This window comes from Pseudarthrobacter siccitolerans (assembly GCF_030823375.1).
Classification (GTDB): domain Bacteria; phylum Actinomycetota; class Actinomycetes; order Actinomycetales; family Micrococcaceae; genus Arthrobacter; species Arthrobacter siccitolerans_A.
This window is the reverse complement of record NZ_JAUSXB010000001.1, coordinates 849337-875000: the sequence shown is the minus strand read 5'-3', so window position 1 is coordinate 875000 and position 25664 is coordinate 849337. Positions and strand designations below refer to the sequence as shown.

General features: G+C 66.3%; 24 protein-coding genes and 1 riboswitch. Of the genes, 21 read left to right on the top strand and 3 right to left on the bottom strand.

The features are described 5' to 3' along the window. Nucleotide 1 precedes the first annotated feature (1 nt). Together smc and ftsY are read left to right on the top strand one after the other, a co-directional pair. Nucleotides 2–3589 (top strand): chromosome segregation protein SMC, encoded by a 3588-nt coding sequence (smc, locus tag QFZ36_RS04165; protein ID WP_306634163.1) that lies wholly within the window; start codon nt 2–4, stop codon nt 3587–3589. 70 nt (nt 3590–3659) lie between these two features. After that, nucleotides 3660–4868 carry a signal recognition particle-docking protein FtsY gene (gene ftsY / locus QFZ36_RS04160; protein WP_306634161.1) on the top strand — a complete coding sequence of 403 codons (1209 nt, stop codon included), beginning with the start codon at nt 3660–3662 and terminating at the stop codon, nt 4866–4868. 15 nt (nt 4869–4883) lie between these two features. Here the strand turns inward: ftsY and QFZ36_RS04155 are convergent, their stop codons facing one another. Further along, the gene (locus QFZ36_RS04155; protein ID WP_306634160.1) at nt 4884–6125 is read right to left on the bottom strand and encodes an MFS transporter; all 1242 of its coding nucleotides are present in this window, start codon (nt 6123–6125) and stop codon (nt 4884–4886) included. 226 nt (nt 6126–6351) lie between these two features. Between QFZ36_RS04155 and QFZ36_RS04150 the strand changes: the two genes are divergently transcribed. Next, on the top strand, nt 6352–7707 hold the full coding sequence (locus tag QFZ36_RS04150) for an ammonium transporter (RefSeq protein WP_306634159.1): 1356 nt from the start codon (nt 6352–6354) through the stop codon (nt 7705–7707). After that, entirely contained in the window at nt 7704–8042 is a 339-nt protein-coding gene (locus QFZ36_RS04145; protein ID WP_306634157.1) for a P-II family nitrogen regulator, read from the top strand. Before QFZ36_RS04150 ends, QFZ36_RS04145 begins: the two co-directional genes overlap by 4 nt. 115 nt (nt 8043–8157) lie before the next feature. Here QFZ36_RS04145 and QFZ36_RS04140 read toward each other — a convergent pair whose 3' ends face one another. Next, nucleotides 8158–9561 (bottom strand): glucose-6-phosphate dehydrogenase, encoded by a 1404-nt coding sequence (locus tag QFZ36_RS04140; RefSeq protein WP_306634156.1) that lies wholly within the window; start codon nt 9559–9561, stop codon nt 8158–8160. An 83-nt stretch (nt 9562–9644) separates the two neighbouring features. Here QFZ36_RS04140 and ffh point away from each other — a divergent pair, with 83 nt between their 5' ends. Then, nucleotides 9645–11231, top strand: a complete 1587-nt coding sequence (gene ffh, locus QFZ36_RS04135; RefSeq protein WP_306634154.1) for a signal recognition particle protein — start codon at nt 9645–9647, stop codon at nt 11229–11231. Nucleotides 11232–11329: 98 nt separating this feature from the next. Next, on the top strand, nt 11330–12064 hold the full coding sequence (locus QFZ36_RS04130) for an alpha/beta fold hydrolase (protein ID WP_306634152.1): 735 nt from the start codon (nt 11330–11332) through the stop codon (nt 12062–12064). Here the strand turns inward: QFZ36_RS04130 and thiC are convergent. After that, the gene (thiC, locus tag QFZ36_RS04125) at nt 12051–13895 is read right to left on the bottom strand and encodes a phosphomethylpyrimidine synthase ThiC (RefSeq protein ID WP_306634150.1); all 1845 of its coding nucleotides are present in this window, start codon (nt 13893–13895) and stop codon (nt 12051–12053) included. The genes QFZ36_RS04130 and thiC overlap by 14 nt on opposite strands. Continuing rightward, a riboswitch (TPP riboswitch) is annotated at nt 13890–13997 on the bottom strand. It overlaps the preceding gene by 6 nt. Before the next feature lie 80 nt (nt 13998–14077). Here thiC and QFZ36_RS04120 point away from each other — a divergent pair. From QFZ36_RS04120 to dprA, 15 genes are all read left to right on the top strand, one after another. Continuing rightward, nucleotides 14078–15160 carry an amidohydrolase family protein gene (locus QFZ36_RS04120; protein WP_306634148.1) on the top strand — a complete coding sequence of 361 codons (1083 nt, stop codon included), beginning with the start codon at nt 14078–14080 and terminating at the stop codon, nt 15158–15160. A gap of 102 nt (nt 15161–15262) precedes the next feature. After that, entirely contained in the window at nt 15263–16138 is an 876-nt protein-coding gene (locus QFZ36_RS04115) for a VOC family protein (protein WP_306634147.1), read from the top strand. A 113-nt stretch (nt 16139–16251) separates the two neighbouring features. Beyond that, a complete protein-coding gene (locus QFZ36_RS04110) occupies nt 16252–16692 on the top strand; it encodes a hypothetical protein (protein ID WP_306639086.1) in 441 nt (146 codons plus the stop codon). Between the two features lie 204 nt (nt 16693–16896). Then, a complete protein-coding gene (gene rpsP, locus QFZ36_RS04105) occupies nt 16897–17313 on the top strand; it encodes a 30S ribosomal protein S16 (protein ID WP_306634145.1) in 417 nt (138 codons plus the stop codon). Between the two features lies 1 nt (nt 17314). Continuing rightward, nucleotides 17315–17557 carry an RNA-binding protein gene (locus QFZ36_RS04100; RefSeq protein ID WP_306630842.1) on the top strand — a complete coding sequence of 81 codons (243 nt, stop codon included), beginning with the start codon at nt 17315–17317 and terminating at the stop codon, nt 17555–17557. A gap of 117 nt (nt 17558–17674) precedes the next feature. Further along, nucleotides 17675–18220, top strand: coding sequence for a ribosome maturation factor RimM (rimM, locus tag QFZ36_RS04095; protein ID WP_306634143.1), 546 nt, complete (start codon nt 17675–17677; stop codon nt 18218–18220). Further along, on the top strand, nt 18221–19033 hold the full coding sequence (trmD, locus tag QFZ36_RS04090; protein WP_306634141.1) for a tRNA (guanosine(37)-N1)-methyltransferase TrmD: 813 nt from the start codon (nt 18221–18223) through the stop codon (nt 19031–19033). It abuts the gene before it with no gap. A 260-nt stretch (nt 19034–19293) separates the two neighbouring features. Further along, nucleotides 19294–19653, top strand: coding sequence for a 50S ribosomal protein L19 (rplS, locus tag QFZ36_RS04085; protein WP_050054723.1), 360 nt, complete (start codon nt 19294–19296; stop codon nt 19651–19653). An 82-nt stretch (nt 19654–19735) separates the two neighbouring features. Continuing rightward, complete coding sequence (gene lepB / locus QFZ36_RS04080) at nt 19736–20413, top strand: signal peptidase I (RefSeq protein ID WP_306634139.1); 678 nt, start codon at nt 19736–19738, stop codon at nt 20411–20413. After that, nucleotides 20414–21238: a signal peptidase I gene (gene lepB, locus QFZ36_RS04075; protein WP_306634137.1), complete on the top strand. Its 825-nt coding sequence runs from the start codon at nt 20414–20416 to the stop codon at nt 21236–21238. Between the two features lie 2 nt (nt 21239–21240). Continuing rightward, complete coding sequence (locus tag QFZ36_RS04070; protein WP_306634135.1) at nt 21241–22044, top strand: ribonuclease HII; 804 nt, start codon at nt 21241–21243, stop codon at nt 22042–22044. 49 nt (nt 22045–22093) lie between these two features. Next, nucleotides 22094–22420, top strand: coding sequence for a DUF2469 domain-containing protein (locus QFZ36_RS04065; protein WP_013601392.1), 327 nt, complete (start codon nt 22094–22096; stop codon nt 22418–22420). A gap of 121 nt (nt 22421–22541) precedes the next feature. Continuing rightward, the gene (locus QFZ36_RS04060; RefSeq protein ID WP_306634133.1) at nt 22542–22898 is read left to right on the top strand and encodes a YraN family protein; all 357 of its coding nucleotides are present in this window, start codon (nt 22542–22544) and stop codon (nt 22896–22898) included. Then, nucleotides 22899–24443, top strand: coding sequence for a YifB family Mg chelatase-like AAA ATPase (locus QFZ36_RS04055; RefSeq protein WP_306634131.1), 1545 nt, complete (start codon nt 22899–22901; stop codon nt 24441–24443). It abuts the gene before it with no gap. After that, nucleotides 24440–25636, top strand: a complete 1197-nt coding sequence (gene dprA / locus QFZ36_RS04050) for a DNA-processing protein DprA (RefSeq protein ID WP_306634130.1) — start codon at nt 24440–24442, stop codon at nt 25634–25636. The genes QFZ36_RS04055 and dprA overlap by 4 nt, the downstream gene beginning before the upstream one ends. Nucleotides 25637–25664: the final 28 nt, after the last annotated feature.

Sequence of the window (25664 nt, the reverse complement as noted above, 5' to 3'; positions counted from 1 at the left end):
CTTGCACCTCAAAAGCCTGACCGTCCGGGGGTTCAAGTCATTTGCGTCCGCCACCACCTTCGAGTTCGAACCAGGCGTCACCGCCGTGGTGGGCCCGAATGGCTCCGGCAAGTCCAACGTGGTGGATGCCCTGGCCTGGGTCATGGGGGAGCAGGGTGCCAAGACCCTCCGCGGCGGGAAGATGGAGGACGTCATCTTCGCCGGAACCTCAGGCCGGCCACCGCTCGGGCGCGCCCACGTCTCGCTGACCATCGACAACACCGACGGTGCCTTGCCCATCGAGTACAGCGAGGTGACCATCGCGCGGACGCTTTTCCGCGCGGGCGGGTCCGAGTACGCCATCAATGGTGCCAGCTGCCGACTGCTGGACATCCAGGAACTGCTCTCCGACTCCGGCCTGGGCCGCGAGATGCACGTCATCGTGGGCCAGGGCCAGCTGGACAGGGTCCTGCACGCCACCCCGGAGGACCGCCGCGGTTTCATTGAGGAAGCGGCCGGCATCCTCAAGCACCGCCGCCGCAAGGAACGGACAGTGCGCAAGCTGGAGGCCATGCAGGCCAACCTGCAGCGCCTCACCGACCTCACCGGAGAAATCAGGCGCCAGCTCACCCCGCTCGGCAAACAGGCTGAGGTTGCCCGCAGGGCCCAGCGTGTCCAGTTCGACGTCCGCGACGCACGGGCCAGGCTGTTGGCGGATGACCTCGTCCAGCTGCAGCAAGCTCTGGAGCAGGACGTGGCAGATGAAGCCGCACTGAAAACCCGCCGCGTCGCCGTCGAGCAGGAACTGGTTGCCGGCCGCCGGCAGCAGGCCGCCCTGGAGCAGCTCGCCGCCGAGGCAACGCCAAAACTGAACGCGGCACGCGACACCTGGTACCGGCTGACAGCCTCGCGTGAACGGCTCCGCTCCCTCGGCTCGCTGGCCCGGGAACGCAGCCGCCTGCTCGGTTCCACTGAGCCGGCCCCCGCCGGCCGGGACCCTGAACAGCTGGAGCGCCAGGCCGCCCGGGTCCGGGAGGAGCTCGCCGAACTCGAACGCCACATCCTGGACAGGCGGAGTGCCCTGGAGACGGCCAGTGCGGCAAAGGCGCAAGCCGAAGCTGCAGCACTAGCCGAAGACAAACGGCTCACAGCAGTTCTGCGGGCCGCCGCTGACCGGCGCGAAGGACTGGCACGGCTCGCCGGGCAGGTTGCCGCTGCACGGTCCCGCGTGGAATCCGCGCAGGCTGAGCTGGGCAGGCTCCGGGAGTCCCAGGCCGCGGGGCTGGAGCGGCGCGCCCGGGCACAATCCGAGTTCACAGCGCTTGAAAACCAGGTGGCCGGGGTGGAGGAGGGCGAGGAATCCCTTGATGCGGACTACGAGGCCGCCAGCGAGGCCCTGGACGCGGTGCTGCAGGAAATCTCCGGGTTGACCGCCGCCGTCAGCGAGGGAATCCGGAAGCGTGATGCCCTCGCGGCGCGCCTGGACGCCCTGAAACTTGGCCTCACCAGGAAAGACGGTGCGGCCCATGTCCTGCAGGCAGGCGTGGCAGGAGTGCTGGGAAGCCTCGCCGCGGAACTCACCGTGGAACCGGGCTTTGAAACGGCAATAGCCGCTGCCCTGGGGGAGGCTTCCGAAGCGGTGCTGGTCCGCGACGAGGAGACGGCGGCAGCAGTGGTTCAGGTTCTGAAGGATGACGACGCCGGCCGCGCGTCGCTCCTGCTGGCTTCCGCAGGTGCCGCTTCCGGAGCTGAGGCCCGCCCGGCGCCGTCCCTCCCCGAGGGAGCCGAATGGGCTGCCGGACTCATCAGGGACGCCGGATTGTCCGCCCCGGCGGTGAGGCACCTGCTGAACGGCATCGCCGTCGTCCCCGACGTCCAGGCAGCTGCCGCCGTGGTGTCGGCCCACCCAGAGATCACCGCGGTGACCCGGGCGGGTGATATTTTTACGGCTGTTTCCGCCACGGGCGGGTCAGCCAAAGCCCCGTCGCTTTTGGAAGTCCAGGCTGCGGTAGACGACGCCGAAGGCCAACTCTCCGCCGTCACCGCTGGGCTTGAGCGCAGCAGGTTCGCCCTGGCCGGCGCCGAGGCCCGGCGGTCAGAGGCGCAGGACCGGGCCGACGCCGCCCTTGACCGGCTGCATGAGTCAGATGCGAGGCTGGCCGCTGTTGCCGAGCGGCTGGGACACCTCAATTCCGTGCTCCGCAGTGCCGTGGGTGAAAGCGAGAGGCTGGCGGCGTCGCTGGCGCGGGCCGAGCAAAACGTTGCGGCGGAAGAGGAGGCGCTCGCTGCCGTGGCCGCGCGGCTGGCCGCCGCCCAGGAAGCGCCGCTGGAGCAGGAGCCCTCCACCGGGCATCGGGATGCCCTTGCCGCCGCGGCGGCAGCAGCCCGGGCCGCCGAGGTGGAGGCACGGTTGTCGCTGCGCAGCGCCGAAGAACAACTCGCCGCCACCCAAAACCGGGTTGCGTCACTGGAGCGTGCGGCGGCCACCGAACGCCGCGCGCGCGAGGAAGCCGCGGAACGGGCCCGCAGCCGGCGCGCCCAGGCGAAACGTGCCGCGGCCGTCGCAGCCGCCGTCGAACTCGCCCTGCGGTACATGGATGTGTCCGTGGACGTCGCACGGCACGAGCGCGACCTTGCGGAGGAGAACCGGGAACAGCGGGATAGCGAACTGCTGCACATCCGGTCAGCGAACGACACCTTCGCCCGGGAACTGGCCGAACTCACGGACAATGTGCACCGGGATGAGTTGGCCCGCGCACAGCAACTGGCCCGGATCGAAGCCCTCGAAAGCCGCTCCATTGATGAGCTCGGAATTACCCCGGACGCCCTGGTGACGGACTACGGGCCGGACGTTCCCGTTCCGGTCCCGGCCGGGGAAAGCGCCGACAAGTGGGCGGCCCTGCGCGCCCCGGTGGACGCCGCCGGAACGGAAATCATCGGGGGAAAGCCTTACGTCCGCGAGGAGCAGGAGAAACGGCTCCGGAAAGCCGAACGCGACCTCTCCAGCCTGGGCCGGGTGAACCCCCTGGCACTGGAGGAATTCGCCGCGCTCGAGGAGCGCCACCAGTTCCTCAGCACGCAACTGGAGGACCTGAAAGCCAGCCGCAAGGACCTGCTGGACATCATCAAGGAAGTGGACGACCGCGTACAGCGGGTCTTCACCGAAGCCTTCGAGGATACCCAGGCGCAGTTCATCAGGGTCTTTGAGCGGCTGTTCCCCGGCGGCGAGGGACGGCTGGTCCTCACGGATCCGGGGGACATGCTGACCACCGGTATTGACGTGGAGGCCCGCCCTGCGGGCAAGAAGATCAAGCGCCTGTCGCTGCTGTCCGGCGGTGAGCGCTCGCTGACCGCCGTCGCCCTGCTGGTGGCCATCTTTAAGGCGCGCCCGTCGCCCTTCTATGTGATGGATGAGGTGGAGGCTGCCTTGGATGACACCAACCTGGGCAGGCTCATCACCATCTTTGAGGAGCTCCGGGAGTCCAGCCAGCTCATTGTCATCACCCACCAGAAGCGGACCATGGAAGTGGCGGACGCACTCTACGGCGTGACCATGAGGGGCGACGGCGTGTCCACCGTGATCAGCCAGCGCCTGGCAGCTGAGGTCTAGGCGCGTCTGGCGGCGGGCGGTGCCCGTTTGGCGTCAATCACGCGTCATGCCTGTGTGAGAAGCTAGGGGAGTGAATGACATCCTCCCCATAATTTTGTCCATTGTTGCTGCCTTGGCGGTTATTGGCGGGCTGATTCCGGTCCTGCTCAAGACGCGGAAAAACATCAACCAGTACCCGGGCACCCGGGACGCCAACGATCCCGTACTGCCCCGGGGCGGCAGCACGGCGGTCGAGGACAGGTCGGCCACCACCACGGACGGCACGGCCGCCGATACCGTGGACCTGGAGGAACTGGACACCACCACAGTCCCGGACGACGCGGCGGGGCTGGAGGTCATCCCGGTAGAGACGCCGCTGCCGGTAGCCGGCCGGCTCATGCGCCTTCGCGAACGGCTCGTCCGCTCCAACAACATCATGGGCAAGGGCCTCCTGGCCCTGCTGTCCAGCGACAACATCGACGAAACCGTCTGGGACGAAGTTGAGGAAACCCTCCTCCTGGCTGACCTTGGCACCGAACCGACCATGCAGCTGGTTGACGCCCTGCGTGAGCGGGTCAAGGTGCTGGGCACCCGGACCCCGGAGCACGTCAAGGTGCTGCTCCGGGAAGAACTCATCAAGCTCGTAGATCCCGCGATGGACCGCACCCTCAATGTCCAGCGCCACGACGGCAAGCCTGCCGTGATGATGGTCGTCGGCGTGAACGGCGTCGGCAAGACCACTACCGTGGGCAAGCTCGCCCGCGTGCTGGTGGCGGAGGACAAGGACGTCCTCCTGGGTGCCGCAGACACCTTCCGGGCCGCTGCCGCCGAGCAGTTGGCCACCTGGGGCCAGCGCGTGGGCGTCCCCACCGTCAAATCGGACATCGACGGCGCCGATCCCGCCTCTGTTGCCTACGAGGCGGTCAAGGCCGGCATCGACCAGGAAGTCGACGTGGTCATGATTGACACCGCCGGCCGGCTCCAGAACAAGGTTGGCCTCATGGACGAGCTCGGGAAGGTCAAGCGCGTCGTGGAAAAGCTGGCTGAGGTGGATGAGGTCCTCCTGGTGCTGGACGCCACCACCGGCCAGAACGGGCTGAACCAGGCGCGGGTGTTTGCAGAAGTGGTCAACATCACGGGCATCGTCCTCACCAAGCTGGACGGCACGGCCAAGGGCGGCATCGTGGTCGCCATCCAGAAATCCCTTGGCGTTCCGGTCAAGCTCATCGGACTGGGCGAAGGCGCGGACGACCTCGCGCCCTTCGAGGCCGAAGCATTTGTGGACGCCCTGCTGAACTAGTCCCGCCGGAGACCCTCAGGCCTTGGCGGGTTTGAGGGTCTCCCTGGTGCCGAGCCACGCGCCCGCTGCCAGCAGCATGATGCCGCCGGTAACCCCGAAAGCCCAGCCATAGCCCAAACGGTCCGCGAGCACACCGGCCGCGACAGGCCCAACGATCGCTCCGACGTCGGACGCCATCTGGAACACAGCCAGCACCTTGCCGCCTGACCGCCCGGTGCCGATCACGTCTGCGACGGCCGCCTGCTGGGCGGGCCCGAACAGCCCGGAGCCGACGCCGGCCACTGCGGAGGCGGCCAGGAACCACCCGAGCTGGTCAGCGAACCCGATGGCAGCAGTGGCGGCGCCCGCCACCAGCAGCCCCGCGATCATCATGGGCCTGCGCCCCATGCTGTCCGCCAACCTGCCCGAAAAGGTCAGCGCCGCGGCATTGCCTGCGGCGAAGACGGCCAACGCCAGCCCCGCCGCCTCCGGACCGGCGCCGAAGACAGCAGCGGCCAACAGCGGAACAGTGGCCATCCGGACACCGAACGTGCCCCAGCCGTTCGCGAAACTGGATGCCAGCGCAGCCCGGTACGCGCCGGTTGCCAGGGCCTCCCCAAAGTGCATGTCCGGTGCCCGCTGCTGTTCGCTCGCTGATCCGCGGCGCTGGTGGCTCAGCTGTGTCTGCACCACCAGCGCGGCAACGACCAGCGCCGCGGCATAGGCCAGGAAGGGTATCCGGAGGCCGAACCCGGCCAACAACCCGCCTACAATGGGACCGCACACGTTGCCGACAAGGAACGCTGACGCGTATGCCCCGGAAACCCGGCCGCGGCTCTCCGGCGGCGCGAGCCGGATCACCAGGGCCATCGACGCCACAGTGAACATCACGGAGCCGGCACCGCCGAGCCCACGGAAGAGCAGCAGCTGCCAGTAGTCCTGGGCAAAGGCGCAGGCCGCCGTCGACACGGCCACGATGAGGAGCCCGGCCACGTAGACGGGCCGTTCACCCACCTTGCCGATCAGGCTCCCGCCGGCGGGAGCAAAGACCAGCCGCATGAACGCGAAGATGGCAACAATCACGGATGCCTCGGTGTTGCCCACCCCAAAGGTTGTTGCGAATTGCGGCAATACGGGCGCAACAAGCCCGAATCCAAGCGCAATCAGGAACGCGGCAACGAGCATCACCTTGATGTCGCGCGGAAGCCGGTCCCGATTCGGCCGAAGGCGGGCCAGGATCCTTGAAGTGGCGCCGCTTCCGCGGGGTGCTGCCGTCATGGTGCGGAAATCCTTGCAGTCAGGTGGGCCAGGTGCCGGCGGGAACGAGGAAACACAACCGTAACAAGTGCGATATGCACCATTTACTTCCTAGAGGTTGTTGTAACAGGCCGGCAATCTAAATCCTCCGCGGGCGAAACACGCCAACGACAAACTCTTTACAGGACGCGAAAAGGCGTTGGCAGGCGGAGGACTCCGCAAGAATCGATGAGAGAGGACGTGCACCATGGAACTTACCGCAGGTCACGTTTGGATCATGGTGGCGGCAGCCCTTGTGCTGTTCATGACACCAGGTCTGGCATTTTTCTATGGCGGCATGACCCGTGCCAAGGCCGCACTGAACATGATGATGATGAGCTTCATCTCCATCGGCATGGTCGGCGTTGTCTGGGTTCTCTGGGGTGCATCCATGAGCTCCGGCGAAGGTTTCCTGCAGATTGTCGGCAACCCCTTCGCTACGTTCGGCCTCGAGGGGATCGATACACCTGATGGACTGATCAAGGTTGGCTACGCGGCCACCTTCGCCATCATCACCGTCGCACTGATCAGCGGCGCCATCGCCGACCGCGCCAAGTTCGGCGCCTGGACCGTGTTCGTCCCCGTCTGGGTCACACTGGTGTACTGCCCGCTGGCCTACATGGTCTGGGGCGGCGGACTGTTCGGCCCCGAGGGTGCCGTGGGACAGGCACTCGGACCCGCCATCGACTTCGCCGGTGGCACCGTGGTCCACATCAACGCAGGCGTCGCGGCCCTGGTACTGGTCCTGATCATCGGCAACCGCAAGGGCTTCGGCAAGGACCCGAACCACCGCCCGCACAACATCCCGTTCGTGATGCTCGGCGCAGCCATCCTCTGGTTCGGCTGGTTCGGCTTCAACGGCGGCGCCGCCACCACTGCTGAACAGGGCGGCCTCATCTGGGTCAACACCCTCGCTGCCCCCGCGGCAGCCATGCTCGGCTGGCTTGTCACCGAACGCATCCGCGACGGCCACCCCACCTCGCTGGGCGCAGCCTCCGGCGTCGTTGCCGGCCTCGTCGCCATCACCCCCGCCTGTGCCAACGTCAGCCCCGTCGGTGCCCTCGGCCTCGGCGTGGTAGCCGGAGTAGCCTCCGCACTCGCCGTGGGACTCAAGTTCCGCTGGGGATTCGATGACTCGCTCGACGTCGTCGGCGTCCACCTCGTCTCCGGCATCATCGGCACCGTTGCCCTGGGCTTCATCGCACTGCCCGCCGACGGCGTGGGTGGCGGCCTGTTCTACGGCGGCGGATTCACCCAGCTGTGGGCACAGCTCGCAGCAGCAGGAATCGCCATTGCCTACTCCGCGATCCTGACGGCCATCATTGCCCTGGCCATCCACAAGACCATGGGCTTCCGGGTCTCGCAGGAACAGGAAACGGTGGGTGTGGACCTCAGCCTGCACGCCGAGACCGCCTACGAGTTCGGTGTCAGCGGCCACGGCGGAAGCTTCCAGCCGCTGCACGACATGATCACGGGCAAGACCCAGCAGGAAGGCGCACAGGCTGCCGAAGCCGCAGCGTCGAAGAAAGAATCAGCAACAGGTAAGGAAAGCGTGGGGGCATGAAACTGATCACCGCAATCGTCAGGCCGGAAAAGCTCGAAGCCATCCGGGAAGGACTGGAAGCCTACGGCGTACAGGGCCTGACGGTCAGCGCGGCCAGCGGCTACGGCCGGCAGCGCGGCTACACCGAGGTGTACCGCGGCGCCGAGTACAACGTGGACCTGCTGCCGAAGATCCGGGTGGAAGTCCTGGCGACGAACGAGCAGGCCGATGACATCCTGGACGTCATCATCGCCAGTTCGAACACCGGCCGGGCCGGCGACGGCAAAGTCTGGACCATTGACGTCTTCGAAGCAGTCCGGGTCCGCACCGGGGAACGCGGCGTCGCCGCCATTTAGGCGGCGGCACGTCGACACGGCAGGCTGGCACCTGGGAAGAGCGGGCAGGAAACCCAAAGGTTTCCTGCCCGCTCTTCTGTTCTGCCCTACCCGCTGCCTGCTGGTCCGCCTGGCGCTACTCTGCGCGCGCGGTACTGGACCATTCCGCCGGACCGGCCGATCCCGCGTCGTACTCTTCCAGGCGGACGCTGTCCTGCTGCCATGCCTTTAACACCGGCTCAACGATCCGCCAGCAGTCTTCTGCGGTATCGCCCCGGACGGAGAGCAACGGATCGCCGGCCAGCACACCCTCAAGGACTTCACCGTAGGGCAGGAGTTCGGAGGCGCTTAGTTCTGCCTCAAGGGTGATCCGGGACAGGCTGAGGATTTCCCCTGGACCGTTCACATCGACGTCGAACTCGAGGGTGTCCGGCCCGAAGCCGATCCGAAGCTGGTTGGGCGAATCCACCCCGGTAAAGCCCCGGGGCAGATGGGGCACCGGCCGGAACGTCACCACGGCTTCCTTGCGCTTAACGCCTATCGCCTTTCCGGACCGGAGAATAAACGGGACGCCCTTCCAGCGCCAATTTTCGATTCCTACCTGGATCTGGGCGAGGGTTTCAGTCCCGCGTGACGCGTCCACGCCGTCCTCCCGGGCATAGTCCGGGACTTCCTTTCCTGCCAGTGTGCCGGCCGTGTAACGCGCCCTGTGGGTGGACCCGGCGTAGGGCGCGCCGACGCTGGCCGCGCGCAGGACCGTCGAAATCGCATCGCGCAGGTCCCGTTCGCTGATGCTCGACGGCGGCTCCATGGCCATCAGGGCCATGATCTGCAGCAGGTGGCTCTGGATCATGTCGCGGAGTGCGCCCGCGCCGTCGTAGTAGCGTGCCCGGCCCTCCAGCGCCAGGTCTTCGTCGAAAATGATCTCCACTTTTTCCACGTGATGCCGGTTCCAGACCGGCTCCAGGAAGTTGTTGGCGAACCGCAGACCCAGGATATTCAGCACCGTGGCCTTCCCCAGGAAGTGGTCCACCCGGTGGATGTGGTCCTCCGGGACCAGACGCGCCAGGGTCTGGTTCAGCGAATGGGCGGATTCCTCGCTGGAGCCGAAGGGCTTTTCCATCACCAGCCGCGTTCCGGCCGGCACCTGGTCCGGCCGGAGGGTTTCGCAGGCCAGCTGGCTGATCCGCGGCGGCAACGCGAAATAGACGGCCGTGGGACCCTCCAGGGTGGCCAGGGCCGCGGCCAGAGCACCGTCGGCGGTGACATCGAGCTGGTGGTAGACGGTTTCCTTTTCAAGGTCCTCCAAAGACGCCTGGCCTGCGGCATCGGCCGCTTCCGCCGACGCCGCAAAAGACTGATGCACCCTCTCCCGCCATTGCTCCGGCGTCCAGGGATCCGAGCCTGCCCCCACCAGCCGCAGCCCTGCCGCGCGGCCCGTGGCCACAAGGCGTGCGAGGCCCGGCAGGAGCAGCCGGCCTGTGAGGTCTCCGGAAGCGCCGAGGATGAGCAGGGTTTTTACCGTTGTTTGGCTCGTCATTTCGCCAGCATGCCACCTTGCGGGCCGGCTTGGTACCCTAGATAGTCGAGTCACGATCATCCACTGAAAGAAGTGCACGGCACGTGTTCAATTCACTCTCTGACCGGTTGACAGCAACCTTCAAGAATCTCCGCGGCAAGGGCCGCCTCACTGAGGCGGACGTTGATGCCACAGTGCGGGAGATCCGCCGCGCCCTCCTGGACGCGGACGTTGCCGTTCCCGTAGTCCGTGAATTTACAGCCCGGGTGCGCGAACGCGCCCTGGGCTCCGAGGTTTCGGGTGCACTGAACCCGAGCCAGCAGATCGTCAAGATCGTCAACGAGGAACTGGTGGAGATCCTGGGCGGCGAAACCCGCCGGATCCGCCTGGCCAAGAACGGCCCCACCATTATCATGCTGGCCGGCCTCCAGGGCGCGGGCAAAACCACCCTCGCCGGCAAGCTGTCCAAGTGGCTGAAGTCCCAGGGCCACAGCCCCATGCTGGTGGCCTGCGACCTGCAGCGCCCCAACGCTGTCACCCAGCTCCAGGTAGTGGGTGAGCGGGCCAAGGTACCGGTCTTCGCGCCCCACCCGGGAGCCACGTCCTCCGAACTGGACCACCCGGCCGGGGACCCGGTGGAGGTTGCCCGCGCCGGCGTTGAGGAAGCCCGCCAGAAGCTTCACGACGTCGTCATCGTGGACACCGCCGGCCGCCTCGGCGTCGACGCCGACATGATGGAGCAGGCACGCCAGATCCGCCGCGCCATCGTGCCCAACGAAGTCCTGTTCGTTATCGACGCGATGATCGGCCAGGACGCCGTAAACACGGCGCTCGCCTTCGACGAGGGCGTGAACTTCACCGGCATCGTCTTGTCAAAGCTCGACGGTGACGCCCGCGGCGGTGCCGCCCTCTCGGTCGCGTCGGTCACCGGCAAGCCCGTGATGTTTGCGTCCACGGGCGAAGGCCTGGATGATTTCGAACTCTTCCACCCGGACCGGATGGCCTCCCGCATCCTCGACATGGGCGACGTCCTGACGCTCATCGAGCAGGCCGAGAAGAACTGGGACAAGGACGAAGCTGCCAGGATGGCGAAGAAATTCGCCGACCAGGAAGACTTCACCCTTGAAGACTTCCTGGCCCAGATGCAGCAGATCCGCAACATGGGCTCCATGAAGAAAATGCTCATGATGATGCCCGGCGCGCAAAACATCCGCCAGCAGCTCGAGAACTTTGACGAGCGGGAAATTGACCGCGTCGAAGCCATCGTCCGGTCCATGACGCCCCATGAGCGCCTGGCCCCGAAGATCATCAACGGTTCACGCCGCGCACGCATCGCCCGTGGCTCCGGCGTGCACGTTTCCGAGGTGAACGGTCTGCTGGAGCGCTTTGCGCAGGCCCAGAAGATGATGAAGAAGATGGCCCAGGGCGGGATGCCGGGAATGCCCGGAATGCCAGGCATGCCCGGTGCCGGCGGCGGCGCACGGAAGAACGCGAAGAACGCCGCCCCCAAGAAGAAGGCCAAGTCCGGCAACCCGGCCAAGGCTGCCCAGGAGCGCAAGGACGCCGAGGCCCGCCGCGCGAACGCCGCCAAGGCGCTTCCCACCGGTGCCGCTTTCGGCCAGCAGGGCGGCGACTTCGATCCCTCGCAGCTGAACCTGCCCAAGGGTTTCGACAAGTTCCTCGGCAAGTAACAGCCCAACTGTGTAGCGCCAAGTGTCGTTTTGACCGCTCAAAACGACACTTGGCGCTACTCACTTAAGATGTCGGTGCCGTGGAATAGGGTTGGGTCATGTTCAAGCAGAGGGTAGTGTTCGTGCACGGCGCCGGCAGCTTCGGCTCCGCGGCCTGGCCGCGCCAGCACGGGATGGCACTGTCCTACGACGCACTGTTCCTCCGCCGCCACGGCTACGATCCTGTGGCCGAGCCTGTCGAGTCCTCCTTCGAGGAGGACGCCAGTATTGTGCTGCGGTCACTGGCCGACGACGGCAGGGGCGCCGCCGGCGGGCATGTTGTGGCCCATTCGCAAGGCGCTGTTGCGGCCATGATGGCCGCCGTCGAACGCCCGGATCTGGTCTTTTCCCTGACGCTGGTGGAGCCGGCCTGCCTGTCGCTCACCGCCGAACTGCCGGCCACCGCGGCCCACATCAGCCTCATGCGGCCCCTCTTCGACGCCCGGCACCAGATGAGCGACCAGGACTTCCAGCGGGAGTTCGTCCGGCGCGTCTATGCCACGGATCTGCAGCAACCGGCCACCGCCGAGGAAAAGCGTTCCGCCAGGCGGCTCCGGCTGCAGGCCCCGGCCTGGGAAGCCGCGCTGCACATCGTTCCCGGCGTGCCCACCCTGGTCCTCACCGGGGGATGGGAACCGCTCTACGAGGAGATCGCCGGGTACCTGCGGGAGACCGGCGCCCTGCACCGCACAGCGGCGGGAGGGCACCGGCCCCACGACTCCGTGGAGGGGGACCGCATCATCCGGTCCTTCATCCGGGACGTCAGCAGGCTGCAGGCGCCTAGGGCGTCCTGACGCCCTGGCTCCCGGCGGGAACGCTGAGCTCCGGCAAGTAGACCTTGCCGCCGGCGGCCAGGAATTCCTCGCTCTTTCCGCGCATCCCCGCCGCAGCATCGGCCAGTGCCGCCTGCGACGCCGCGGAACCGTATTCGTCCCGGATATCCTGGCTGATCCGCATGGAGCAGAACTTGGGGCCGCACATGGAGCAGAAGTGGGCTGTCTTGGCCGGTTCGGCGGGCAGCGTTTCGTCATGGAAGGCCTCGGCCGTCACCGGGTCCAGGGACAACGCGAACTGGTCGCGCCAGCGGAACTCGAACCGTGCCTTGGACAGCGCGTCATCGCGTTCGTGCGCACCGGGGTGGCCCTTTGCCAGGTCCGCTGCGTGGGCTGCGATCTTGTAGGTGATCACCCCGGTCTTGACATCGTCCTTGTTGGGCAGGCCCAGGTGTTCCTTCGGGGTGACGTAGCACAGCATGGCCGTACCGTAGCGGGCGATCTCGGTGGCACCGATGGCCGAGGTGATGTGGTCATAGCCTGGCGCCACGTCGGTGACCAGCGGCCCCAGTGTGTAGAACGGCGCGCCCTTGCACAACTCCTGCTGGCGTTCCACGTTCTCCCTCACCAGGTGGAACGGAACGTGGCCGGGGCCCTCCACCATCACCTGCACGTCGAATTCCCACGCGCGCTGCGTCAGCTCAGCCAGCGTGTCCAGTTCGGCAAACTGCGCCGCATCGTTGGCGTCCGCCGTCGCCCCCGGCCGCAGCCCGTCACCCAGGGAAAACGCGACGTCGTACTTGGCGAAGATTTCGCAGAGCTCGTCAAAGTGCGTGTAGAGGAAGTTCTCCTGGTGATGCGCGAGGCACCAGCCGGCCATGATGGAACCGCCGCGGGACACGATGCCCGTCACCCGGTTGGCCGTCAGGGGAACGTACCGGAGCAGGACACCGGCGTGGATGGTCATGTAGTCCACGCCCTGTTCGCACTGCTCAATCACGGTGTCGCGGAAAATTTCCCAGGTCAGTGCGTTCGCTTCGCCGTTGACCTTCTCGAGGGCCTGGTAGATGGGGACGGTCCCGATCGGAACAGGAGAGTTGCGGATGATCCACTCTCTCGTGGTGTGGATGTCGTCACCGGTGGAAAGATCCATCACGGTGTCCGCACCCCACTGGGTGGCCCACTGCAGCTTGTCCACCTCTTCCGCGATGGAACTGGTGACCGCCGAGTTGCCGATGTTCGCATTGATTTTCACCAGGAATGCCTTGCCGATGATCATCGGCTCGGACTCGGGGTGGTTGATGTTGTTGGGGATGATGGCCCGGCCGGCAGCTACTTCACTGCGAACCAGCTCGACGTCGCAGTTTTCCCGCAACGCCACAAACCGCATCTCCGGGGTAACAACACCCTGCCGTGCGTAGTGCATCTGCGTCACGGTCTTACCGTCGACGGCGCGGCGGGGCACCGGCCGCGCCCCCTTCCACTCCGCGCTGGCCGCCCCGCGGCGGACAGCCGAGCGGCCGTCGTCGAGCAGGTTCCGCCCGCGGCCGCCGTAGGTTTCCGTGTCGCCGCGGGCTTCGATCCACTCCGAGCGGAACGGGGTGAGGCCGCGGACGGGATCACTGCCCGGCCCGGCGGTGCGGTAGACGCGAAACGGCCCGTTGGGCTGGCCATTCGGTGAATCCGCCAGCGCTATCTCCGTGACCGGCACGCGGATTCCGGCCGCCTCGTCTTCGATAAACGCCAGGGAATGGTTCTTCAGCGACTGCGTGACAGGAGGCTGGTCCTGGCCGCCGGCCGCCGCGCCGGACGGGTTTTGGGCAGGGTTAAGCTGTGCATTTGATGTACTCAAGGAATACTCACTTCCTTCGCCGGCATTACCCGGACAGGTTCAACGGTCGCAGGCTGCGTCAGCCCGATCTCAGCCCCTGCAAGGGCACCCGTGTGGTCACCAAGAAGCTACCACAGCAGGGAGCGGGGCCCGTGTCACATCCGGCAGTGCTAGCCTGTCGGGGCGGGAAAAGAGGTAAATCCATGGCAGAAATCATCCAGTTCGACGGCGCCGTGCTGACCGGCCCGGACACCGAGGCACGCGGGCTCTGGTCCGTTGACGGCAGGCTTACGTTCCGCCGGCCGGCGGGGGAACCGGACAGGATCCTGGACGGCTGGGTACTGCCGGGGTTGGTTGACGCCCACTGCCATATCGGCCTGGGACCCGGAGGCGCCGTCGACGAAGCGACGGCGGAAGAACAATCAAGAACCGACCTTAACGCGGGCGCGCTGCTGGTCCGGGATGCGGGTTCCCCTGCCGACACCCGCTTCCTCCAGGGCAGCCGCCATGCCCCGGTGCTGATCCGTGCCGGGAGGCATGTCGCCAGGACCCGCCGGTATCTCCGGGGCTTCGCCGAGGAAGTGGAACCCGACGGGCTGGTCGAAGCCGTACGCAAGCAGGCACGCGACGGCGACGGCTGGGTCAAGCTCGTGGGGGACTGGATAGACCGCGGCGCCGGTGACCTGGCGCCGTCGTTTCCCGCCGCCGTCGTCAGGGACGCCGTCCAGGCTGTGCACGACGAAGGCGCCCGGATCACTGCTCACTGCTTTGCCGAAGAAACGCTGGACCAGATGCTGGACGCGGACATCGACTGCATAGAACATGCCACCGGACTGCTCCCGCGGCACCTTCCGCGGTTCGCTGAGCAGGGTGTGCCCATTGTGCCCACGCTCATCAACATCGCCACTTTTCCGGATATCGCGGCGCAGGCGGAGCCCAAGTTCCCGCGCTACGCCGCCCATATGCGCGCACTGTGGGAATGCCGTGCCCAGCGGGTGGCAGAGGCTTTCGAGGCCGGCGTGAAGATCTACGCCGGCACGGACGCGGGCAGCGTCATCCGGCACGGAAGGATCGGAGACGAAATCCTGGCCCTCCACCACGCCGGACTGCCCGTCACCGCCGCGCTGGACGCGGCATGTTGGGGCGCCCGGGAGTGGCTCGGCGCCGAAGCGCTCACCGAAGGTGCCCGGGCCGACGTCGTGCTGTGCGCGGAAGATCCGCGGCAGGTTCCCGAAACGGTGCAAAGGTTGGCCCACGTGGTGCTGGGAGGACGGATCGTTCGCTGAGGCGAAAAGTCCCGAAAGCTACTTGGAATAAATTGAAGCTTCAAGTAATTTTAATAGTGACAGGCCCACCACCCCGACGGGCCACAGCACCGGGAGTTTTCAATGACTGCACAAGCCGCAACCCAGGATCTCCTTCCTGCCGAACTCACCATGGGCACCGTGATGCTCAAGGTGGGCGACATGAAGGTCATGACCGACTACTACCAGCGTGCCCTTGGGCTTGAGGTTGTTGCCGAACAGGACGGCGGGCTGTACCTCGGCCGGCTCCGGAAGCCATTGGTCCACCTTGCGCCAGCTCCGGGGCTGAACCTTCCGGGCAGGGGAGAAGCGGGCCTCTTCCACACCGCGCTGCTTTTTGAGAACCAGGCCGACCTCGCCGCCACCATCGCCACGGCCGCTCAATTCGAGTCCCGCTCGTTCACTGGCAGCGCCGACCACCTGGTCAGCGAGGCCTTCTACTTCAATGATCCGGAAGGCAATGGCATCGAGCTCTACTGGGACCGTCCGAGGAGTAACTGGTCATGGAACGGTACGGACGTGGTCATGGACAGCCTGGCCCTGCCGCCGCAGCGCTACCTGGAGCAGCACCTCACTGAGGAATCCCTCGAGCGCCAGCGTGGAACCGTGGCGGGAGTGGGCCACGTCCACCTCCAGGTGGGCGACGTCCAGCAGGCCCGCGACTTCTACGTCGGTATCCTCGGCTTCGAAAAGACTGCCGGCTGGCACGGGCAGGCACTCTTTGTTTCGGCGGGCCGCTACCACCACCACATGGCCATGAACGTCTGGAACAGCCGCGGCGCCGGTCCCCGCAAGGATACCTTGGGCCTTGGCGAGGTGCTCATCGAGGTTCCGTCCGGAGACGACGTCGGGGCGCTGGCTGACCGGCTGAAGGTCGCCGGGGTGCCCGCGCACCACACCGGTGCGGAGCTGAGGTTCGAGGATCCCTGGCGCAACAACATCCGGGTCTCTGTCCGTTAAGGCCGCCGTGGCCGGACAGCCGGGGCCCGTGTACTAGGCTGAAACCCGAACGGCGGGGCGGCGGATTCTGCCTCCCAATGTGCCGGACCGTCAACGGAATGAGGGTAATTCCCATGGGCTTCACCGAGATCTTTGTCGCTGACCATGCGGGTGCGCTGAAGCGCGCCGGGGTGCTGGACCAGGGCAGCAGCGCGCCGGCCGGCCAGGCAGTCAGGATCGAGGGAATCAGCGACTTTGAGGTCGAACAGCTCGGGGACCTTGCCGGTACAGCCGTGCACGCCGGCGGAGCAGACTACGAGCTGACTATGGTGGATGTGGCGAGCGATTCACTGCTGGCCGTCCCGCCTGCCATGGTTCGTGCCCTGGCGGACCTGCTCTCGTATGAAACCGAAGGCGAAGGCAACGTCCTGGACGACGTTGCCGAGCAATGGGCGGCCCAGGACGACATGCCGTTCGATGCGGCGCAGGCCCGGACCTACGTGCAGCAACTGGCCGAACTTGCCGGCGCCGTCGATGAGTCGGAGCGCACCGGCCTGTACGTCTGGTCCGCCTGACCTGGCTCCCGCTTCCTTCGGGCAGCGCCGGATGCGCGCCAAGTCGAAATCCGGGCGCTGATCTGGCACAATAAACAGGTACTCGATCTGCGTGGCCCCTCTCTCCGCGTCCGGATCTTGTCCTTCGAACCCGCAAGTACGGCCCGCCCCACGGGTGCAGAACGCCGGGTTCACCCCCTTTCTGAAACAGGAGTGACCACAAAAGTGGCCGTAAAGATTCGCCTTAAGCGCTTTGGCAAAATGCGCGCACCGTACTACCGCATCGTCGTCGCAGACTCACGCACCAAGCGTGACGGCCGCGCCATCGAGGAAATCGGCAAGTACCACCCCACCGAAGAGCCCTCATACATCGAGGTCAACTCAGAGCGTGCCCAGTACTGGCTGTCCGTCGGCGCCCAGCCGTCGGAGCAGGTTGCCGCGATCCTCAAGATCACCGGTGACTGGCAGAAGTTCAAGGGCCTCCCGGGCCAGGAAGGCACCCTGAAGACCAAAGCTCCGAAGGAAGCCTTCGTTGCCCCGGAAAAGGGTTCCGTGATCATCCCGGAAGCCATCACCAAGAAGGCATCCAAGTCTGACGCAGCCGAGGCACCGGCCGAGGCAGAGACCACCGAGGCTGAGTAAATTGCTGGCAGACGCGCTGGAGCACCTGGTCCGGGGAATCGTAGACTCCCCGGATGACGTCAAGGTCAGCTCGAAGAACAACCGCCGCGGGGACACCCTCGAGGTGCGGGTTCATCAGGACGACCTCGGACGGGTGATCGGCCGCCAGGGCCGCACGGCACGCGCCTTGCGCACCGTTGTGGCTGCCCTGGCCGGCGGCGAGCCGGTAAGGGTCGACGTCGTCGACACAGACCGCCGCCGCTGAGCGCACGGCAACATCAGCTTTGCTCCGGCCCCTCCACCCATGGTGGAGGGGCCGGAGTGCTTTCCCCGGGACACCCCGCGAACCGCACGGAACAGACACATCGGAACAGAGGAACACATGCAGCTTCAGGTGGCACGAATCGGCAAGCCCCACGGTATCCGGGGGGAAGTAACGGTCCAGGTCCTCACCGACGCCCCTGGGGACCGGTTTGTGCCGGGCACCGAATTTGTAGTGGAACCGGCCTCGGCCGGGCCGCTGACCGTCATCAGCGCCCGCTGGAACAAGGACATCCTCCTGCTCGGCTTCGAGGAAATTGAAACCCGCAACGAAGCGGAAACCCTGCGCGGCGCCAAGCTCTTCATCGAAACCGAAGAATTGGACGAGGACGACGACGAAGGCTGGTACGAGCACGAACTGGTAGGACTGGAGGCACGGGTTGGGTCCCGGGTGGTGGGCAAGGTTGCCGCGCTCAACACCATGCCTGTCCAGGATCTGCTGGTAGTCACCACGCCCGGCGGCGAAGAGATCCTCATTCCCTTCGTTGAGCAGATTGTGCCGGAGGTCAACATCGAGGAAGGGTTCGTCCTCCTCACCCCGCCGGACGGCCTGTTCGAGCTCAACTCGGACCAGGGCGCCGGGCCTGATCCGGAAAGCAACGCCTAAATGCGGATCGACGTCGTCAGTATCTTCCCCGAGTACCTGGCGCCGCTGGAACTCTCCCTGATCGGCAAGGCCCGCCAGGACGGGCTGCTGGACCTGCACGTCCACGACTTGCGGTCGTTCACAACGGACAGGCACCGGACCGTGGATGACACCCCTTACGGGGGCGGCGCGGGGATGGTCATGAAGCCTGAGCCGTGGGCGCAGGCCCTGTCATCGGTGGCCGGGGGACGCCCCGAAGGTGCGGGCAAGCCGGTCCTGATCGTCCCGTCGCCGGCGGGGGAACGGTTCACCCAGGCCCTCGCCTACGAACTGGCCGAACAGGAGCACCTCGCGTTCGCGTGTGGACGGTACGAGGGCATCGATGAGCGGGTTATCGAATGGGCCGGGGAACATTTCACTGTCCGGCCCGTCAGCCTTGGCGATTACGTCCTGAACGGCGGCGAAGTGGCGGTCCTTGCCATGGTCGAGGCCATCGGCAGGCTCCTGCCCGGCGTGGTGGGCAATCCCGAGTCGCTGGTGGAGGAGTCCCACTCCGACGGGCTGCTGGAGTACCCCGTCTACACCAAACCGTCAGTCTGGCGGGAACGCGAAGTGCCGGCAGTCCTGCTGAGCGGAAACCACGGAAAGATTGCGCAGTGGCGCCGGCATGAACAGTTCCGCCGGACGGCGGAACGCCGCCCGGACCTGCTCGAAGCGTTCGACGCCGGAAAGCTGCCGCGTGCCGACCGCACCGCCCTGCAGGACCTGGGGTACGACGTCGTCGACGGCCGCCTGCGGCGCCGCCCTGCCCAGCCGGACGAGCAGCAGGACTGACCGGCCGGCGGTTCCGCCGTCCTCCGGCTCCCGGGATTGGCTGTCCGCCGCGGACTGTGGCAAAATTAGTCCTTGTGTCTGCTGGGTCCGCACCTGCCACAGGGGGAGCGCAACCAACAGCTATGACAACCGGCACGTCAATCAGTGAAGTGGCCGGACCATCAAACTTTCGGCAGCAATCTCCGGTGCGCCAACAGCGTCCGGGCTTGGCTGCCGTGACCTAAAGTGAATGACCTGTGGCGTTCACCAGGAGTGCAATCATGCATATTCTCGATTCCGTCGATGCAGCCTCGCTGCGCACCGATGTTCCCGCGTTCCGCGCCGGTGACACCCTCAAGGTTCACGTGAACATCATTGAAGGCAAGAACACCCGTGTCCAGGTATTCCAGGGTTTCGTCCTGGGCCGCCAGGGCGAAGGCGTCCGCGAGACCTTCACCGTCCGCAAGGTGTCCTTCGGTGTCGGCGTGGAGCGTACCTTCCCGGTGCACTCCCCGATCATCGAAAAGATCGAGGTCGTTACCAAGGGTGACGTCCGCCGCGCCAAGCTTTACTACATGCGCGCGCTGCGCGGTAAGGCTGCGAAGATCAAGGAAAAGCGCGACTTCAGCACCGCCAAGTAAGTCCCACCGGACCTACCAGGCAGGGCCGCAGCCGTACCCGGCCAGCGCCGGAGCCATGCACCAGCGCCCAGGATACGGACTTATGGACCAGATAAAACGCCAGCCCGCCAATACGGGCTGGCGTTTTGTGTTCCTTGCCTTTGTGCTGGCCCTGGCAGTCAGCGGTCTGGTCCGGTCACTCTGGCTCGACGTCTACTACATTCCGTCCGAGTCCATGGAACCGCTCCTCCAGGGCGGGGACCGCATCCTCGTCTCGCGCACCGATTTCAGGGCCGAATCGGTCCGGCGCGGGGACATCGTGGTCTTTGACGGCCGGGGCACTTTCGCACCGCTCAACAGCGGTAAGGGCGCACTGGTGGATACCGCCGCGGGCATCAGCCAATGGCTTGGCCTGACGGGCAGCGACACCACCTATGTAAAACGCGTCATCGGACTTCCGGGGGACTCCGTGGTCTGTTGTGACGCCGGCGGGAAAATCACCGTCAACGGTGAACCACTGGCCGAACCCTACGTCTTCCGCGGGGATGTACCCAGCACACAAAAGTTCAGTGCAGAGGTGCCGGAGGGGCGCTTGTGGCTGCTGGGCGACCACCGGTCCGTGTCCGCCGACTCCCGGAGCCTGCTTGGTGCCCCCGGCGGAGGTATGGTGCCGTTGGACAGGGTGATTGGCAGGCCGGTCCGGATCGTCTGGCCGCTTGATAGATTTGCTGCATTACCTCGGCCGCCAGCGGCAGGGCCAATAACACAGAACGGACAGTAGATGCCCGAGAACCACCCGTGGACCCCCGAGCCGCGTCGGGACGGCGCTCCGGATTCCCCGGCCAGCGCTGCGCCGGAAGCAGTTTCGGGTCCCGAAGCACCTTCTCCCGCTGCAGGCAGCCGGGCCGAAGCCAGGGCCGCCGACGAAAAAAGCGGCGGCGGCCAGATGCTCGCCTGGCTGAAGGAAATAGCCACAGTGGTGGTCATCGCCGTCGTGCTTTCCTTCCTGATCAAAACCTTCCTGTTCCGGGCTTTCTTCATCCCCTCCGAATCCATGGTGAACACGCTGGATGTTGACGACCGGATCTTCGTTAACCTCCTGGTGCCTGAACCCTTCTCACTGAGCCGCGGGGACGTTGTGGTTTTCCGCGACACCAAAGGCTGGCTGCCGGCCGCGCCGGAAAAGACGGAGGGACCGTTCACCTGGGTGCAGGACGGACTTACCTTTGTTGGCCTCCTGCCGGACAACTCAGAGCAACACCTGGTCAAAAGGGTCATCGGGCTGCCGGGGGACCATGTCGTCTGCTGTGATGCCGGCGGTAAACTGACGATTAACGGGACCGCCGTCGACGAGAAGTACATCAATTCGGCCGAGGTCCCGCAGGTCCGCAACTTCGATGTCACTGTCCCCGAAGGCAAGGTGTGGGTGATGGGCGATAACCGCAACCACTCAGCCGACTCCCGCGCCCACATGGAGATCGACGGCGGGTTCATCGACATGGCAGACCTTGAAGGCAAGGCCGCCGTGATCGCGTGGCCGCTGAGCCGGATCACCACCCTGGACAACTACCCGGATGTGTTCCGGAACGTGCCGGCGGCACCCTGACCATGTCCCCGGTAGTTAAGGCCGGCGCGGTAAAGGCCAACACGGCCAAAGGACGCGCCGGCTCCACCAAGGTGGCCCGTCCCGCAAAGGCTCCCACCCTGCGGCACGAACGGACGTTTAAGGCGCAGGGGGTGCGCCTCGTGGCTGGCGTGGACGAGGTCGGCCGTGGCGCCCTCGCCGGGCCCGTCAGCGTCGGCATCGCCGTCGTGGACCTGGAGCGCCAGCGCCCCCTGGCCGGGGTTCGGGACAGCAAGCTCCTCAGCCCGGCTGAACGGGAACGGCTTGACCCGCTGGTCCGCCGGTGGAGCGTGGCATCCGCCGTGGGGCACGCGTCGGCACAGGAGATCGATGCCCTTGGCATCATCGCTGCGCTGCGCCTGGCCGGAACCCGCGCGTGGCACGAGGTTCTCGCGGCGGGCGTGACACCGGACATGGTGCTCCTGGACGGCAGTCACAACTGGCTCTCGCCCGCCGAACAGCTGTCCCTCTTCGACGAGCCGGTCCTTGAAGCCGTTTGCGACGCCCCGGTGCACACCAAAATCAAAGCGGACATGCAGTGCCTGAGCGTGGCGGCGGCGAGCGTGATCGCCAAGGTGGAACGGGACGGGATGATGCGGAAGCTTCATGCCGAGTACCCGGACTTCGGCTGGGACATCAACAAGGGTTACGCCACGGTGCTGCATCGGGACGTCCTCCGGGCGGCAGGGCCAACCCCATACCACCGGGTGAGCTGGCGCCTGCTCGGCGGGGAGTTGCTGGACAGCACGGACGAGCCAGGGCTCGAGGAGCCCGGCAGCGAAGACTGACGGCCCGGCGCGGGCGCCAGCGGCGCCGTGGATGGTGCAAGATGGAATCATGAGTGCTGAGGATCTTGAAAACTATGAAACCGACATGGAGCTGCAGCTCTATCGTGAATACCGCGACGTCGTCGGCCTGTTCAGCTACGTTGTCGAGACCGAACGGCGCTTCTACCTGGCCAACCACGTGGACCTCCAGGCCCGCAGCGCCGACGGCGAAGTCTACTTCGACCTGACGCTCCAGGACGCCTGGGTGTGGGACGTTTACCGCTCGGCGCGGTTCGTGAAAAGTGTCCGGGTCCTCACGTTCAAGGACGTCAACGTGGAAGAGCTTCCGCGCAACGAGGAACTCGCGCTGCCTAAGGATGTTGACCTGGGCCAGTAGTCCCTGACGGGCCCGGCGACTTGTCCTGCACATTCGCCCCCGGCAAGTGATTTTTACACATACGGGATGAGCTCCCTTACCTCCGCAACTGCGCCCCCGCAGGCTGGTTGCGGAGGTAGAAATGAAATCAAAAGACCTGTTGGGCCGTCGCGGTGAGGAGCTTGCCGCCGGCTATCTCGAATCCGTCGGCATGCTGGTGGTTGAGCGCAACTGGCGCTGCACCGAGGGTGAAATCGACATCGTGGCCCTGGATGGCGATGCCCTTGTCATTGCCGAAGTAAAGACCCGCCGATCCCTCGATTACGGCCACCCCTTTGAAGCGGTAGGTCCCAAGAAGCTTGCCCGCCTGCACCGGCTGGGTTCGGCATGGTGCCGCGACCGCGAGCTGCGGATGCCGCTGCGGCGGGTGGATGTCATCGCCGTGGTGGACGACGGCCGCGGCGAACCCCTGGTGGAGCACCTCAAGGGGGTGGGGTGATTGGCCTTGGGCAGAACCTACTCCATCGCCTTAGTGGGGTTGAACGGCTACATCGTGGAGGTCGAGGCCGACATCGGCCAAACCCTGCCGGCTTTTATCCTCCTCGGGCTGCCGGACGCCTCGTTGAATGAAGCCAAGGAGCGTATCCGCTCGGCAGCCAAAAATTCCGGGATACCGTTGAGCCGCCGGAAGATCACCGCCAACCTTATTCCGGCGTCACTCCCTAAACGGGGCTCAGGTTTCGACCTGGCCGTCACCATGGCAGTGCTCCGGGCAGCAAACGACATCAAGCCGACTGGAAAAACCGTCTTTATCGCGGAGCTCGGGCTTGATGGGAGGCTGCGCCCGGTCCGCGGCATCCTGCCGGCCGTGATGGCGTCCGTCCAGGCAGGCTATCCGGACATTGTGGTGGCCCACGCCAACCTGGCCGAGGCTGCCCTGGTTCCCGGCGCCAATGTCACTGGCTACCGCACCCTGGCGCGCCTGGCCCTGGATTTTGGCGCTGACCCGCAGGAGCTGGCCCTGGATTTTGACCCGGAGGATCCGGATCTTCCAGCCGACGAGCAGGAGGAAGACGCCACCTGCCCTGACATGGCTGATGTCTCCGGCCAGGGCGATGCACGGCGGGCCCTCGAAGTGGCAGCTGCCGGCGCACACCATCTTCTTCTGATGGGTCCGCCGGGTGCAGGCAAGACCATGCTGGCCGAACGGCTTCCCGGGCTGTTGCCGGATCTTGCCGACCATGAGGCCATGGAGGTTACCGCCATCCATTCGCTCTGCGGACTGCCGTCTTCCTCAGCCCAGCTGCTGCGCCGGCCGCCCTTTGAAAGCCCGCACCATTCCGCTACCGCCGCTGCAATCATTGGCGGCGGCTCAGGCCTTCCCAGGCCTGGGGCCGCCTCCCGTGCCCACCGGGGCGTGCTCTTCCTGGACGAGGCCCCCGAGTATGAGCGCCGTGTCCTGGACGCACTTCGGCAGCCCTTGGAGAGCGGCGAGCTGGTGATTCACCGGTCCGCTGGAACCGCCGCCTATCCTGCCCGGTTCCAGCTGGTCCTAGCAGCCAATCCCTGCCCTTGCGGCAAGGCCTCCGGGAAGGGCCTGGACTGCACATGTACGCCGATGATGCGCCGGCGGTACCTGGCCCGGATGTCCGGCCCGCTACTGGACCGCGTGGACATCCAGCTCCAGGTGGACAGGGTCTCTTTGGCAGAGTTCGGGCAGGGAGGCGCCGAGGAGGACACTGCGTCCGTTGCCGCGCGGGTCCGTGACGCGCGCGGCCGGCAGCGTGACCGGCTGCAGCCCTTTGGGCTGGAAACGAATTCGCAGGTCCCCGGCCGTGTACTGCGGGGAGAGCTACGGCTTCCGCCGGCATCCACCCGCATCCTCGACCATTCACTTGAGCGCGGCGTCCTCACTGCCCGCGGCTACGACCGGGTCCTTCGTCTGGCCTGGACCATGGCCGACCTCGGGCACCGGGAACGGCCGGACACCAACGATATCGGGCAGGCGCTGGGGCTGCGGCAGGCAGCCGCGGTGGCCGCATGAAGGAGACCGAAGTGGACGCAGAAAGGCTGTCCCGCGCCGCGCTGGCCCGGTTGATGGAGCCCCAGGATGCTGCCGGCCTGGCACTCGTGCAAATCTGCGGCGCAGCCGACGCCCTGCGGATTGCCACCGGCGAGGTTGCTGCCGGAGCCGGGCTGGAGCGCGAGATCACCTCGCTCCTGGCGGACAGCGGGTCCGCCGGCTGGGCGGGGATGGCCGCATCCCTGAAACGCTGGCAGCCCCGGATTCCAGATCTGGCACCGGAGCGGGACCTCGCCACCATGGCGCGCCTCGGGGGCCGGCTGATCATCCCGTCGGACGAATTGTGGCCCATCCAGCTCTCTGACCTGGGAATCCAGGAACCCCTCTGCCTGTGGTGGCGTGGACAGGAACAGCCCCTTCCCGGGGCGGACAAGTGCATCGCGCTCGTCGGGTCGCGGGACAGCACCAGCTATGGTGCATCGGTAACAGGGGACATCGCCTATTCTTTGGCGCAACGCGGCTTCACAGTAGTGTCCGGCGGCGCTTATGGCATCGATGCACACGCCCATCGCGCCGCGCTTGCCGGCGCCTCGGCCGCAGTGCCCACTATCGCCGTGATGGCCGGCGGTGTTGACCGCTTCTACCCGTCCGGGAATGAGGACCTGCTCCGGGCGGTGTGCAACCAGGGGGCGGTGATTGCGGAAGTTCCTCCGGGATCGGCCCCAACCCGGTACCGTTTCCTGCAACGGAATAGACTCATCGCCGCGATGTCGGCGGTGACGGTCGTTGTCGAAGCGCGGTGGCGGTCAGGAGCATTGAACACGGCCCACCACGCCGAGACGCTGGGCCGGGCAGTGGGCGCCGTCCCCGGCTCGGTCCACAGCGCGAATTCGGCCGGCTGCCACCGGCTCCTCCGGGACGGCGGCGCCGTTTGCGTTACCGACGCAGCCGAAGTTGCTGAGCTGGCCGGATCGAGCGGAACCGGTCTTCCCGAATCCCGGCAGAGCGGAGCCGAAGTCCAGGACGGGCTGACCCTCGAAGACCTGATCCTCCTCGATGCGCTGCCCCTGCGGTCCACCACGTCGGTTGAGAAACTCTGTTCCGTGGCGGGTCTCGGGCCGGAATCGGTGCGGGCCGGGCTGGGTCGGCTGGGGCTGCTCGGGCTGGCGGTGTCCGAGCGGGGCGGCTGGAAACGCGGCAAGGCATCAGCCTGATAGGGGCGAACCGCACTGTACCCGCAAC